The 12613-nt window shown below is 72.5% G+C and carries 12 protein-coding genes and 2 tRNA genes; 4 read left to right on the top strand and 10 right to left on the bottom strand.

Annotated elements, in window-relative coordinates:
• Positions 1-49 precede the first annotated feature (49 nt).
• Positions 50-123: transfer RNA gene (locus ACIRPU_RS00380), tRNA-Lys, on the top strand.
• Here the strand turns inward: ACIRPU_RS00380 and ACIRPU_RS00375 are convergent.
• From ACIRPU_RS00375 to ACIRPU_RS00355, 5 genes are all read right to left on the bottom strand, one after another.
• Positions 89-1783, bottom strand: coding sequence for an AMP-binding protein (locus ACIRPU_RS00375; RefSeq protein ID WP_403859648.1), 1695 nt, complete (start codon positions 1781-1783; stop codon positions 89-91). The genes ACIRPU_RS00380 and ACIRPU_RS00375 overlap by 35 nt on opposite strands.
• A gap of 40 nt (positions 1784-1823) precedes the next feature.
• Complete coding sequence (locus tag ACIRPU_RS00370) at positions 1824-2285, bottom strand: DUF3592 domain-containing protein (RefSeq protein WP_403859645.1); 462 nt, start codon at positions 2283-2285, stop codon at positions 1824-1826.
• A gap of 89 nt (positions 2286-2374) precedes the next feature.
• Positions 2375-2980: a lytic polysaccharide monooxygenase gene (locus ACIRPU_RS00365; protein ID WP_355701581.1), complete on the bottom strand. Its 606-nt coding sequence runs from the start codon at positions 2978-2980 to the stop codon at positions 2375-2377.
• Between the two features lie 130 nt (positions 2981-3110).
• On the bottom strand, positions 3111-4220 hold the full coding sequence (locus tag ACIRPU_RS00360; RefSeq protein ID WP_403859642.1) for an SPFH domain-containing protein: 1110 nt from the start codon (positions 4218-4220) through the stop codon (positions 3111-3113).
• Positions 4221-4282: 62 nt separating this feature from the next.
• A complete protein-coding gene (locus ACIRPU_RS00355) occupies positions 4283-5710 on the bottom strand; it encodes a peptidoglycan-binding protein (RefSeq protein WP_403859639.1) in 1428 nt (475 codons plus the stop codon).
• A gap of 194 nt (positions 5711-5904) precedes the next feature.
• Between ACIRPU_RS00355 and ACIRPU_RS00350 the strand changes: the two genes are divergently transcribed.
• A tRNA-Lys gene (locus tag ACIRPU_RS00350) sits at positions 5905-5978 on the top strand.
• A gap of 323 nt (positions 5979-6301) precedes the next feature.
• Here the strand turns inward: ACIRPU_RS00350 and ACIRPU_RS00345 are convergent.
• The 5 genes from ACIRPU_RS00345 to ACIRPU_RS00325 form a co-directional block, all read right to left on the bottom strand.
• Entirely contained in the window at positions 6302-6961 is a 660-nt protein-coding gene (locus ACIRPU_RS00345) for a class F sortase (RefSeq protein ID WP_403859636.1), read from the bottom strand.
• Positions 6962-6963: 2 nt separating this feature from the next.
• Complete coding sequence (locus ACIRPU_RS00340) at positions 6964-7566, bottom strand: hypothetical protein (protein ID WP_403859633.1); 603 nt, start codon at positions 7564-7566, stop codon at positions 6964-6966.
• A 104-nt stretch (positions 7567-7670) separates the two neighbouring features.
• Positions 7671-8450, bottom strand: a complete 780-nt coding sequence (locus ACIRPU_RS00335; RefSeq protein WP_355701586.1) for an HAD-IIA family hydrolase — start codon at positions 8448-8450, stop codon at positions 7671-7673.
• A 166-nt stretch (positions 8451-8616) separates the two neighbouring features.
• Positions 8617-9534, bottom strand: a complete 918-nt coding sequence (locus tag ACIRPU_RS00330; RefSeq protein WP_403859630.1) for a hypothetical protein — start codon at positions 9532-9534, stop codon at positions 8617-8619.
• 78 nt (positions 9535-9612) lie between these two features.
• The gene (locus tag ACIRPU_RS00325) at positions 9613-10719 is read right to left on the bottom strand and encodes an ROK family protein (RefSeq protein ID WP_403861522.1); all 1107 of its coding nucleotides are present in this window, start codon (positions 10717-10719) and stop codon (positions 9613-9615) included.
• 236 nt (positions 10720-10955) lie between these two features.
• On the opposite strand from ACIRPU_RS00325, the gene ACIRPU_RS00320 reads away from it, so the two are divergent.
• The gene (locus ACIRPU_RS00320) at positions 10956-12101 is read left to right on the top strand and encodes a Gfo/Idh/MocA family oxidoreductase (RefSeq protein ID WP_403859627.1); all 1146 of its coding nucleotides are present in this window, start codon (positions 10956-10958) and stop codon (positions 12099-12101) included.
• Complete coding sequence (locus ACIRPU_RS00315; protein WP_355701589.1) at positions 12101-12610, top strand: heme-degrading domain-containing protein; 510 nt, start codon at positions 12101-12103, stop codon at positions 12608-12610. Before ACIRPU_RS00320 ends, ACIRPU_RS00315 begins: the two co-directional genes overlap by 1 nt.
• Positions 12611-12613: the final 3 nt, after the last annotated feature.

Genomic DNA, 12613 nt, shown 5'->3' with positions numbered 1-12613 from the left:
GTAGTATTTTCTCTGTCGTCAACCGCCGAAGGCGGAGGGCGGGAGTCATGCGCCGCTAGCTCAGTTGGTTAGAGCAGCTGACTCTTAATCAGCGGGTCCGGGGTTCGAGTCCCTGGCGGCGCACCGATGAAGGGCCTCTCGTGGACACGAGGGGCCCTTCGACGTTCCCCCCACTCCCCCCACCACTCCCCATGCTCTCCATGCTTTCGACGTCTGCCGTCGTCAGCCTGCGGTACGTCGCCTTGCCCGGCGGCCGCCACCACACGGGATCGGCGCACCGGATCCCCTCCCGCCGCAGCCGCGCCCGGTGGATCTTGTTCGTGGCGGTGACGGGCATCCGCTCCAGCACCCGTACGAACCGGGGCGCCATCTTCGTCCCCAGGTCGGGCTGGGCGAGCAGGAACTCGGCGAAACCGAGCGGCTCGAAGGACCCGGCCAGCGCCGCCATCACCTGGTCCCCGGTCACCGGGTCCGGCACCGCGTAGACGGCCACGGCGGACGCGCCCTCGTACCGGGCGAGGATGTTCTCGATCATCGCGGCGGCCAGGTTCTCGCTGTCGACGCGGAGCCGGTCGTCGGTGCGGCCCGCGAAGTAGAGGAATCCTTCGCGGTCGCGGTAGAAGAGGTCGCCGGTCCAGTACCCCCCGTCGCCCCGGCGCCGCTCGGCCTCCGCCGCCGGGTTGCGCCAGTAGCCCTCGAAGGGGTTGGGGCCCCGGTTGACCAGCTCACCGATCGCCTCTTCGCCGTTCAGCAGCCGTCCGGCCGGGTCGAGGACGGCCGGCGCGCACTCGGCGTGTGTCTCCTGGTCGAGGACGACGAGTCCGGGCCCCGCCCGCCCGACCGCCCCCGCCGGAGTCCCCGGCGACCACTGCACGGCCGCCCCGCCCTCCGAGGAGCCGTACCCCTCCACCAGCCTTACCCCGAACCGTCGTTCGAAGGCGGCCGCGTCCACCGCTCCCGCCTCGGTGCCGAAGCCGAGCCGCAGCGTGTGGTCCCGGTCGTCGGGGCGCGGCTCGGTGGCCAGGACGTACTGGATCGCCCGGCCCACATAGGTGAAGTACGTCGCGCGGTAACGCCGTACGTCCGCCAGGAACCCGGACGCCGAGAACCGCCGTCGCAGCGCCACCCCGGCCCCGGCCGCCAGCGCGGGCGCCCAGTCGGCGATCACCGCGTTGCCGTGGAACATCGGCATGCAGACGTAGTGCACGTCGTCCCGGCGCACGGAGAACTGCCCGGCCAGGGAGCGCCCGGCAGCGGCCAGCCGACCCTGGGTGCAGATCGCCGCCTTGGGGGCGCCGGTCGAGCCGGAGGTGAAGTAGAGGAGGAACCGGTCGTCGGGGGTGGCCCGGGAAGGGTCGGGGCGGGCGTCCGCGTACGGGGCGAGCAGCTCGTCGTACTCCGGGGCGCCGGTGATCAGCAGGCGGACCCCGGGCAGGTCGAGGCCCCTGAGGAGGGGGAGGTGGGCGTGCTCGGTGATCAGCAGCCGGCACTCGGTGTGCAGGATGTCCCGGGCCAGTTCGGGGCCCCGCCGGGTGGGGTTGATCCCGGCGACGGCCGCACCGGCGAGGGCGGCGGCCGACAGCCAGAGCGGGAACTCCGGGGTGTTGTCCAGCAGCACCCCGAGATGCGGCGGACCGTCCGACGGCAGCAGGTCGGCCAGCAGCGCCGCCCGTGCGGCGGCGCCGGCGGCGACCTCGTGATGGGTGAGGACGGTGTTCTGGCACCACAGCCCGGGACGGCGGTCGCCCCACCGGGCCGCTACGAGTTCGGCGACGGACTCCATGGCGGCGCACGGTAGTTGACGTACCGTCAGATGTGGAGGGCTACGGCATGAAGTCGTCCGCCTCGGCGAACATCCAGTGGGCGGTGACCATGAAGAGGACGCAGAAGGCGATGGCCACGCCGAGGAAGAGCAGCAGGCAGCCGGACTCGGCGAAGAGCCTGCCGCGGGCGGGCGCCTTGGCGGTGGCCTCCTCGGGGCGGCCGGCCGCGTAGTGGACGGTGACGAGGTCGCCCTCGATGGTCGTGCCCGGGCCGTTCGGCTCCTCGAAGCGGACGGCCCGGCCCTCGCGGGTGGTGAACTCGTAGACGTGGTGCAAGGTCGTGCTGACCATCGTGTCGCCGCCGCCGCTGGTCGTCGTGTACGACCGCAGACAGCGCGCCTCCGCGGTGAGACCGCCGTCCCAGGCCCGGACGACCCGCCGGGAGCGGCGGATCAGCCCGAACACGCCGAACAGCAGGCCGGCGATCATGACCGACGGCACGAGATAGAAGAACGCTTCCATGAGCTCCCCCGAGGTCCAGGCGCCGACCTGGTCGTGTCGGCGTGCAGGGAACCTACCCGCGCGCGGACCCGGGGGAGCTCAAGCGATGCTCAGAACGTGACGTCGGAGCAGGCGTAGAAGGCGTTGGTCGTGTCGGCGACCGTCCACACCGCGACGATCACGTGACGTCCGCTGAGCCCGGACGGCAGCGTGCCGCTGTGCGAAAGGGTGGACGGGGGCCGCTGACCGCCGTAGGGCACGGTCAGGAACGGGGTGAGGTTGAGGTCGGAGCGGGCCAGGTTGTGGTTCTGGTTCCAGCCCTGCTTGGTGACGTAGTACTTGAAGTCGGTCGTGGCGTGCATGGCGGTGAACTGCCACCGGAAGGTGTAGCTCTGACCGCCGGTCACCTTGGTGGCCGGCCACGCCCCGCCCGAGGGGGTCTTCGGGCTGTCGAGCTGGGCGAAGCGGGTGTTGTTCGCGGAGCAGATCCTTCCGTCGGCCGCGCCGGACGCCGGGAAGCCCTTCGGGCCCTCGACGCTCTGCGGCTCCCACTGGATGTCACCGCAGTTGGGGACGGAGCCGTTCTGGCAGAGCTTCTGCCGGCTGATGGGGAGGTCGGTGTAGCCGTGGCCGCTCGCACCCCCGGCGGTGAGCACGAAGGCTCCCGCCGTGGTGAGTCCGAGCGCGGCGGCGTACCACTTGGTCTTTTTGCGCATGCTGCCGCTCCTGGAGAACGTGGGGAGTTCACTGAGCCGAGCTGTGCAGGTCTAGACCAAGTTCGAGATTATTGCCGATTCTTGGCTGTGTCCATATCAAAGACGCGTCCGGCCCCCTCTGTTGCCCGCGTCACGGCCCCTGCTCCCCCCGCCCCGAGCAGAAGGCGACGGTCAGGTCCTTCACCAGCGCCTTGCGCTCGTAGTCGTCGAGTTCCACGAGACCCCGCATGGTCAGCCGGGTCACCGTGTCCTCCACCGAGTCCACGACCGACGTCAGCATGCTCGCCCGCTGCTGGGCGTCGAGCGCGGCGATCCGGCGGCGGTGCATCGCGGCGGCCACCTCGGGGGCGTACTCGATCCGCAGCGGCCGCACCGAGAACACCTCCAGGCCGATCGCGCCCGCGTCCTGCGCGACCCGCCTGGTCAGCGCCTCCCCCGCCGCCTCCACCGACCCCCGTCCCGCACCCGGCGTCTCCACCGGGATCCGGGCCAGGGCCGCCTCGACGCACTCGCGCAGATAGGTCTCGTGGTCCTCCACGCCGAGCGTGGCCCGCGCGGTGTCCCGCACCCGCCACACCACGAGCGTCACCACCCGCAGCGCGACCCCGCTGCCGTCGGCGGCGGGCATCGGCTCGCTGCGCCAGTGCCGCAGCCGTACGTCCACCCGGCGGCGCAGCAGCAGCGGGTTGACCCACAGCAGACCGGTGCGCCGCACGGTCCCCCGGTAGCGGCCGAACAGCCCGAGCACCCAGGCCCGGCCGGTCCGCCCGCGCGCCAGACCGCCGAAGCCGAACAGCCCCAGCGCGCCCGCCCCCGCGTACGCCGCCCACTGCGCCGGACCGAGCCCGGCGCCCGCGAAGTCCGGCAGCCGCAGCGCCTGCACCGCGTGCGGCGGCAGCACCCCGGCCCACCACGAGGCGGCCACACAGCCGGTCGCCCCGCACATCCCGGCGAACACGCCCGCCGCGCCGGGCAGCACCCGGGCCGGCCGCTCCACCAGGTCCGGGTCGACCTCCGCCACCGGGCGGGGCTTGGCCGGGGTCGGCCGGCGCAGTCGCGGCTGCTCGCCGGTGCCCGTCCGGCTGCCCACCACGGCGGGCCCGAGCGGCACGGGCCGCGGCTCGGGCTCGTCGCGGAACAGCAGATGGACGGGGATCTCGGTGGTCGCCTCGTTCTGGATGAGCCGGGTGGGCCTGGACGGTCCCTCGGACTCGGGTGTCTGTGAAGTGGTCGTGTTCATTGCGTGCCTCCAGCCTCCGCGCCAGATACGCCATGACAGTGAGATGGGATCGAGAAAGCGAGCTACGAGAAGAGCCGCCGCCAGGTCTCCGGGCCCGGGTAGCCGTCCGCGGCGCCGCCGCGCCAGCCCTGGGCGCGCTGGAAGGCCTCGACCCCTCGCCGGTCCGCCTCGCCCCAGCGCGCTCCGGGACCCGTCGTGTAGTACTTGCCGAACCCCTTCCTCACCAGCTGCCTCCCCAGCTGGGTGACGTACGCGTTCTGCGCGCCGGGCCGGAACATGCCCCGGCCCGGGTACGCGGGGACGCGCGGCGCCGAGGGTGCGGCGGGCGCGCCGGCCGCCCCGGTCGCGGGATACCCGCCGAATCCGCCGCCGGAGCCGGAGCCCGGGCCGGTGCCGTTCGTCGGAGGCTGCGCGGGGGTGATGTTCCTGCCCTGGCCGGAGATCAGCAGGGCCCAGGTGCTCGGGCCGGGGATGCCGTCGGCGTCGGCGCCGCGCCAGCCCTGGGCCTCCTGGAAGGCGAGGGTGGCCCAGCCGTCGGACGCCGACCACCTCGGGCCCGGACCCGAGGCGTAGAAGCGTGCGCCGCCGCGCTCGACGAGGAGCCGGCCGAGCTGGGTGACGTACGGGTTGTTCGCGCCGGGCCCGAAGGCCGTCCGCCCCGGGAACGAGGTCGTCGCGGAACCCCCGGCGCCGGGCTTGTTCCCGACGACGGCGCTCGTGGTGATCTGTTCTCCGGAGCCGGGAGTGACCGCCGTGAGTCCCTTGTACCGGTAGGGCACGTAGCGGTCGGAATGGCTCCAGTAGGCGTAGGGAGTGGGCTGTCGGCGTGTGTTCGGGCGGGTCTGCTCGTAGACGAGGTAGTAGCTGTGCGTGTAGTCCGTCCAGCCGCCGAAAAGGACGACGTGCGAGCCTTTCTCGGGGTTGGACGGATTATGGAACAGCAGAATGTCGCCGGGCTGGAGCTCCTCCTTGGTAATCCGTGTCCCGTACTGGTGGAGGCTGCCCGTCCACTCGTTCCCGGCCAGGTTCCAGGCCATGGAGACGAAGCCCGAGCAGTCCTGCCGGTAACCGTCGTACCAGTAGGTGCTCATGCTGTACGGCACCTCTGCCGAAACCCATTCCTTGGCCCGTCTGATGATGTCCGCCCGGGTCGTCGGGGGCGTTTTCACCGGCCCCGCCACGCTCCCCGGTCGGGCCGGCTGCCCGGCCGGACCGTGCAGCGGCGCCTTGCCGCCCTGCGGGGTCTCGGGCTCGTCACCTGCGGGTACGCCGGGCCGGTCGGAGGTCTGCGGGGCCGCGAGGGCGGGCGCCGCGTGGGCGGCGCCGAGCGCCGCGGCCGCCGCCGTGGCGACGATCACCACGCGATGGGCGGCCGGGTGACCGCCGAACCGGGCGGGCGGGGAATTCGTCCCCACCCGCCGCCGAGATACGCATCCGGGGCACTCGCAGTCGCTCTCGGGATCGAATTCCTCGAATACCGGAGAGCCCATACGATTCCCCTCACACTCCAGCTGGAAATGTCCGCGACTGTGCACGTTCGCCAGTTTCTCAACTGTCTTCCCGACGCGCATGCTGACGGTCCGAATGATGTACGCGACACCCGCCCGGCCCAGCGGTGCGGCGGCCCGGCGGCCGGGTGGTCCGGGGCACCCCCGGGGGTCCTGTAGAGTTATCCCGTCAGCAGGCGCCGCTAGCTCAGTTGGTTAGAGCAGCTGACTCTTAATCAGCGGGTCCGGGGTTCGAGTCCCTGGCGGCGCACAGACACCGAAGGCCCTTCGCGAAAGCGAGGGGCCTTCGTCGTGCGCGCGCCCGTCCGAGGGGGCGGTGGCCGGATGCCCGGACGTGAACCGTCCGCCCCCTGCCTTCCCCTGACTTCCCCTGCCCAATCCCGACATAAGACCCGTGCTGCTCACGAGAGTGCCGGAAGACGGTCGTCACCGCCGTCCACGGGGTAGGTGAACCTCACAGCCTCCCGCGCCGGTCGCCGGGCTACTCCCGCAGCCCGGGCGTGCGCGGTCGAGGACCGGCCCGGTCGGCGGTTTCGGGGGAGCGGGCCGTCGACCGGGCCAGGTGACGTCGGATCAGACGCCCGTGCCCGTCAGATACGCCGACACGATCACGTTCGCCGTGTAGCTGCGGCTCACCCGGTCGAAGGTGCCGCCACAGGTGATCAGGCGCAGTTCGGCGCGGTCCGGCTGCCGGGGGCCGTAGGCCTGACGGGCGTCGAAGCGGTCGCGCTGGACCACCTCGACGTCGTCGACGGTGAACTCGGCGACCTTCCCGTCGTCGCGGACCACCCGTATCGTCTCGCCGGCCTTGAGCGTGCTGAGCTTGTAGAAGACGGCGGGCCTGGTCGCGGTGTCGACGTGCCCGACCAGCAGGGCCGTGCCCCGGGCGCCGGGTTTCGCGCCGTCGGCGTACCAGCCGACGACGCCCGCCTGGTCGAAGGGCGGTGGATCGACACCCCCGTCGGTGTCCAGCCCGCGGGCGACGACCGGGGCCTGCACTCCCAGGTCGGGGATGTCGATGCGTTGCGGCAGCGCCTGCCCCAACGGCTTGGCCGCGGGCGGGAGTTCGGCGTCCGGCGGGCGGCCCACCGCGGCTATGTCACCGGTGGCCGGGGCGGATATGCCGTGCCGTACGTCGGTCACCTCGCGCCCCCACAGCCACAGTCCGAGCAGCAGCACCGCCCAGGCCAGACCGGTGAGGAAGCGGCCGGAAGAGCGTTCGCGGTCGGACATGCTCAATCCGCCCTGCGTCTCCGGTGCACCCCGCGGAACACGACGGCGGCCACGGCGACGCCCGCGAGCACCAGCCCGACGACCGCCTGCACGGTGCCGGGACCATGGCCGACCACCTGCGCCTCGTCGGCGGCGGCCAGCGGGGCGGTACCGCCGCCACCGGCGTGCACCGGGGCGACGGGAGACGCGTGCGTGGACGGCCCGTACGACTCCGACGACTCGAAGTCCGACGGCTCCGACGACTCGGCGGACGACGAGGCGACGACCTTGAGGCGGCCCTTCACCTTGAAGTCGACGCAGGTGATCTGTACGTCGTAGGTGCCCGCCCCGATCGAGGAGCGGACCCGGGTGTCGCCCACGAGCGCGCCGCCCGCGCCGGCGAGCTGCGCGTCCGCGACGAAGGCGGCCGAGGCCGCGGTGGCCGTTCTGCCGCCGCAGCCGCTGACCTTCAGTGTGACGTCGGCGCCGGGTGCGGGCGTGGACGGTGTGATCGAGACGCTGCCGCCCTTGTCCCCGCTGCCTTCACCCGAGGCGTACGCCGTCGGGATGAGCACCGCGGCGGCGACCGCGACTCCTGCACAGACAGTGATTTTCAGTGAACCCATCGTGAACCTCCAGCTAGATGGAGACTCCCCCGCCCGGACCCGACGCGCATCCCCAGGCGGGGCATCAATGCTCCGTACGAGTGGCTCACGCCGTGTTACGGGTTTCAGATCCGGTCAACGAGATCCGCGATCGAGTCCACGATCTTCGACGGGCGGTACGGGAAGTTCTCGACCTGCTCGGGGCGGGTCAGACCGGTGAGCACCAGGAACGTCTGCATGCCGGCCTCCATGCCCGCGAGGACGTCGGTGTCCATGCGGTCGCCGATCATCGCGCTGTTCTCGGAATGGGCGCCGATGGCGTTCAGTCCGGTGCGCATCATCAGCGGGTTGGGCTTGCCCGCGAAGTACGGGTTCTTGCCGGTCGCCTTGGTGATCAGCGCGGCGACGGCTCCGGTGGCCGGGAGCGCGCCCTCGGCGGAGGGGCCGGTCTCGTCCGGGTTGGTGCAGATGAATCGGGCGCCGTCGTTGATGAGCCGGACGGCCTTCGTCATCGCCTCGAACGAGTAGGTGCGGGTCTCGCCGAGGACGACGTAGTCGGGTTCGTGGTCGGTGAGGATGTACCCGATGTCGTGCAGCGCGGTGGTCAGACCGGCCTCGCCGATGACGTACGCCGTGCCCTCGGGCCGCTGGTCGTCCAGGAACTGGGCGGTGGCCAGCGCGGAGGTCCAGATGTTCTCGATCGGCACGTCGAGGCCCATGCGCCGCAGTCGGGCGTGCAGGTCGCGCGGGGTGTAGATCGAGTTGTTGGTCAGGACCAGGAACGGCTTGCCCGAGTCGCGCAGCTTCTTCAGGAAGGCGTCGGCGCCGGGGATCGGTACGCCCTCGTGGATGAGTACACCGTCCATGTCGGTGAGCCACGACTCGATGGGCTTGCGGTCTGCCATGTGCGGGATCTCCCTGCCGTACGCGAACGCCAGTACGCGGTTGCCGCGCCTGCACGCGGTGTTGCGCCTGCACGCGGTTGCTGCGTGCGCCCCAGCCTAAGCACAGGCCCGATCTTCAGGGAATGGCCGGTGGTGAGGCGTCCACCGGCTGGGACGCGGCCCCGGTTCAACGGCGTCGCCGGGCCTGTCGGCGGGCCAGCAGCAGGACCGTCCCGGCGGCGAGGAGACAGACGGTGGCCCCGACGAGAACGGCGGGTGAGGTGAGGCCGGTGCGGGCCAGTTCCTCGGCCTCGTCGGCGAGGGAGAGCCGGCCGGTGTCCGCGGCGGAGGCGTCCGGGGCGGGAGAGACGGGAGTGGCGGAGGTGGTGGCGGTGGCGGTGTGGGTGCGATCGGGGGTGGGGGCGGACGGGTCGAGGCCGGGGGCGGTGGCGGTGTCCGGGTCGACGTCCGGGTCGGGAGGGGGAGCGGTGCCGGGGCGGGGCTCGGCCTCGACGGCGAAGCGGTAGTCGTTCGACTGTCCGATCCAGTCGCCGTCGTCGCCGTGCCGCTGGACGACCGCCGCGTTGGCGGTGACGTCGTTGGGTGCGGTGTCCGAGGTGAGGGCGAGGCGCAGCTTGACGGTGAGGGTCCGGCCGGGGCCCACGGTGAAACCGGGGAAGCGATCGGTGCCGTCGGTCCGCCCGTCGGTCTGTGCCTCGTCCTCCGTGGCGGTGGGCCCGTCGGTGAAGGCGCCGACCAGTTCGTCGTCGTCGGTGGGTTCGAAGCGGACCGGGTGCGGTTGTCCGTCGGCGTAGAACTCCAGGCGCGCCTGGGACGGCTTCAGGACGCGTCCGGCGTCGACCAGGACGACGACCGGGTGGATCCCGTCGCAGGCGAGGCGGGTGGTGTTGGTGAGGTCGAGATACCAGATGCCGTATCCGCCCCCGGCCCGGTAGGAAGCCGGGCCCCCGTGCAAACGGGTGGTGAGGGGGAATCCGGAGCCGTCGGGAGCGGCACAACTCGGGCCGGCTTCCGCGTGGGCGGGCGCGGGGAGGAGGGCGGCGGCCACGGCGAGGCAGAGGGAGACAGGCGGGCACAGTCGCATGAACACGTGAGCCTGCACGAAGGGACCCGGCAAGCAGGAACGGCACACCGTACGACGTTACGAATCCCCTCGTTCGGCTCAGCCGTCTCCTCGGCCGAACACCGGGGCCAGCAGCAGTTGGGCCGCGCCCTCCGCGACCGCTCGGGCTCCGCCGGGGGCGAGGCGTACCGGCACGGCGCCCTCCCGTGAGCCCTCGCGGAGCGCGTGGGCCTCGAGGACGGCGGCGACGCCCCGGACGAACGGCTCCGGCGCGGCCGCGATCGTACGGCCGCCCAGCAGCACGGCGTCGATGTCCAGCAGGCGGGCCAGGTTCGCGGCGCCCTCGCCGAGCACCCGCGCCGCCTCGCCCACGTCCCCCCGGTCCATGGCCGCCAGGCACAGCGCCTCGACACAGCCCCGATTGCCGCAGGAGCAGAGCGGGCCGTCCAGCTGGATGACCTGGTGGCCGAACTCCCCCGCGCCGGTGCGGGCCCCCCGGTGCACGGCGTCGCCGATCACCAGGCCGGCGCCGAGGCCCGTCCCGAGGTACAGACAGGCGAAGGAGCCGCGTTCGCCGCCGACGGCGAGGCCGAGCGCGGCGGCGTTGGTGTCCTTGTCGACGACGACCGGCACCCCGAGCCGCGCCGCCAGCACCTCCCGCAGCGGAAAACCGTCCCACTCGGGAAAGCCGGTGACCCGGTGCAGGACCCCGCGCACATGGTCGAGCGGACCCGGGAGCGCCACCCCGACACCGAGCGGAGCCAGGAGGGCGCCGCCTCCGAGGGCCTCCGACAGGACCTCCGTCACCCCGCCGAGCAGCGCGTCCAGGACCGCTTCCGCCCCCGCGCCCAGGGACAGCGCGGCACACCGCTCGCCCACCACACGTCCGTCGAGGTCGGCCAGCACCACCCTCAGCTCGTCCCGGTCGAGGTGGACGCCGACCGCGTGACCGGCCCCGGGGACCAGCCGCAGGACCGTACGCGGCTTGCCGCCGGTGGAGGCGCGACGGCCGGCCTCCGTCGCCAGCCCCTCCTCCCGCAGCCGCGCGGTGATCTTGCTGACCGCCTGCGGGGTGAGCCCGGCGCGCTCGGCGAGCTCCAGTCGGCTGACGCCCTCGGGCCCGGCGGTGCGCAGCAGGTCGAGCACCAGCGCTGTGTTGTGGCTGCGCAGGGCCAGCAGGTTCACGCCCGCGGCCCGGCGCGTCACGGCATCCGCCGCCCGCTCCGGCGCGCGGCCGGCTTCCGGACCCGGCTCATGGTCCGGCGGGAGCCCCCAGGTGGAACCCGCTTCGGGGCCTGTTCCGGGCTCCGGCTCGGGCTCTGTCCAGGGCTCCGGCGCGGACTCCGGCGTGCGGTCCGTGTCGCCTCCGTCGTTCGTCCTGTTCACCTTGCCATTGTGCCTCGCGCTTGCACTTTAGCAACAGCGTTGCCAAAGTAGTCGGCATGACTGGACGCACGACTGACGACACCGGCTCCGAAACAGCCCTCGACATCGGCACCGGATCGGGCACTCGCCCGGCCGTCGCCCCGCTGCGCGTGGGCCTGATCGGCTACGGCCTCGCGGGCTCCGTGTTCCACGCCCCGCTGATCGCCGCGACCGAGGGCCTCGTCCTCGACACGGTGGTCACCTCGAACCCCGAGCGACAGCAGCAGGCGCGCGCCGAGTTCCCGGACGTACGCGTCGCCGCCACCCCCGACGACCTCCTCGCCGGGGCCGACGAGCTGGACCTGGTCGTCATCGCATCCCCGAACAAGACGCACGTCCCGCTCGCGACCGCCGCGCTGAAGGCCGGCCTGCCGGTCGTCGTCGACAAGCCGGTCGCCGGCACCGCGGCCGAGGCGCGGGAGCTGGCCGCTCTCGCCGAGGAGCGCGGCCTGCTGCTGTCCGTCTTCCAGAACCGCCGCTGGGACAACGACTTCCTGACCCTCCGCAAGCTGCTCGACGAAGGCGAACTGGGCGACGTGTGGCGCTTCGAGTCCCGGTTCGAGCGGTGGCGGCCGCTCCCGAAGGGCGGCTGGCGCGAGTCCGGCGACCCCGCAGAGATCGGAGGTCTCCTCTACGACCTCGGCAGTCACCTCGTCGACCAGGCGCTGGTGCTGTTCGGCCCGGTGGCCTCCGTCTACGCCGAGGCGGACATCCGCCGGCCCGGCGCCGAGACCGACGACGACACCTTCGTCGCGCTGACGCACGCGAACGGCGTCCGTTCCCACCTCTACGCCTCCGCGACGACGTCCCAGCTCGGCCCGCGCTTCCGGGTGCTGGGCTCGAAGGCGGGCTATGTGAAGTACGGCCTGGACCCGCAGGAGGCGGCCCTGCGCGAGGGCGAGCGGCCCGACGGCACTCCCGGCTGGGGCACCGAGCCGGCGAAGCTGTGGGGCCGCGTCGGTTCCGGGGAATCACCGCTGACCGGCGGCGGACGACCCGAACAGACCCTCCCCGGCGACTACCCGGCCTACTACGCTGCGGTGGCCAGGGCACTGATCGACGGCGGCCCCAATCCGGTGACCGCCGCCGAGGCGGCCGCCGCCCTGGACGTACTGGAGGCGGCCCGCCGTTCGGCACGAGACAAGGTGGCGGTGACGCTCTGATGGGAACCCACCAGATGACCCCGAAGTTCACCCCGGAGATCACCCCGACCCTGGAGGAGCTCCAGGCGCAGGAACGACGGCTGATCTTCCGCCAGTTCACGAACGACGACGCGTGGGAGCTCGGCTCACTGCTGGTGGAACTGGCCCGCGAGCGCCAGGCGCCGGTCGCCGTCGACATCCACCGGGCCGGCCAGCAGCTCTTCCACGCCGCCCTGCCCGGCTCGACGCCCGACAACGACGCCTGGATCGCCCGCAAGCGCCGGGTGGTGGAACGCTTCGGCGCCTCCTCCTACCTGGTGGGCTCCCGCTTCCGCGCCAAGGGCACGACGTTCGAGGAGTCCTCCCGTCTGGACCCCGACGAGTACGCGGCGCACGGCGGCTCCTTCCCCGTCAACGTGGAAGGCGTGGGCATCATCGGCGCGGTGACGGTCTCGGGCCTCCCCCAACTGGAGGACCACCGCTTCGTGGTGGAGGTACTGGAACAGTTCCTGGAGAAGTACCTGCGCTGACAC

The organism is Streptomyces sp. NPDC102259, assembly GCF_044766465.1.
GTDB lineage: Bacteria > Actinomycetota > Actinomycetes > Streptomycetales > Streptomycetaceae > Streptomyces.
Note: the sequence above shows the minus strand (reverse complement) of the source record. Positions and strands in the feature narration are given on the sequence as shown.

Coding starts and splice junctions, on each gene's coding strand:
- ACIRPU_RS00375 (WP_403859648.1), bottom strand. CDS start 1,783: ATGGAGTCCGTCGCCGAACTCGTAGCGGCCCGGTGGGGCGACCGCCGT.
- ACIRPU_RS00370 (WP_403859645.1), bottom strand. CDS start 2,285: ATGGAAGCGTTCTTCTATCTCGTGCCGTCGGTCATGATCGCCGGCCTG.
- ACIRPU_RS00365 (WP_355701581.1), bottom strand. CDS start 2,980: ATGCGCAAAAAGACCAAGTGGTACGCCGCCGCGCTCGGACTCACCACG.
- ACIRPU_RS00360 (WP_403859642.1), bottom strand. CDS start 4,220: ATGAACACGACCACTTCACAGACACCCGAGTCCGAGGGACCGTCCAGG.
- ACIRPU_RS00355 (WP_403859639.1), bottom strand. CDS start 5,710: ATGGGCTCTCCGGTATTCGAGGAATTCGATCCCGAGAGCGACTGCGAG.
- ACIRPU_RS00345 (WP_403859636.1), bottom strand. CDS start 6,961: ATGTCCGACCGCGAACGCTCTTCCGGCCGCTTCCTCACCGGTCTGGCC.
- ACIRPU_RS00340 (WP_403859633.1), bottom strand. CDS start 7,566: ATGGGTTCACTGAAAATCACTGTCTGTGCAGGAGTCGCGGTCGCCGCC.
- ACIRPU_RS00335 (WP_355701586.1), bottom strand. CDS start 8,450: ATGGCAGACCGCAAGCCCATCGAGTCGTGGCTCACCGACATGGACGGT.
- ACIRPU_RS00330 (WP_403859630.1), bottom strand. CDS start 9,534: ATGCGACTGTGCCCGCCTGTCTCCCTCTGCCTCGCCGTGGCCGCCGCC.
- ACIRPU_RS00320 (WP_403859627.1), top strand. CDS start 10,956: ATGACTGGACGCACGACTGACGACACCGGCTCCGAAACAGCCCTCGAC.
- ACIRPU_RS00315 (WP_355701589.1), top strand. CDS start 12,101: ATGGGAACCCACCAGATGACCCCGAAGTTCACCCCGGAGATCACCCCG.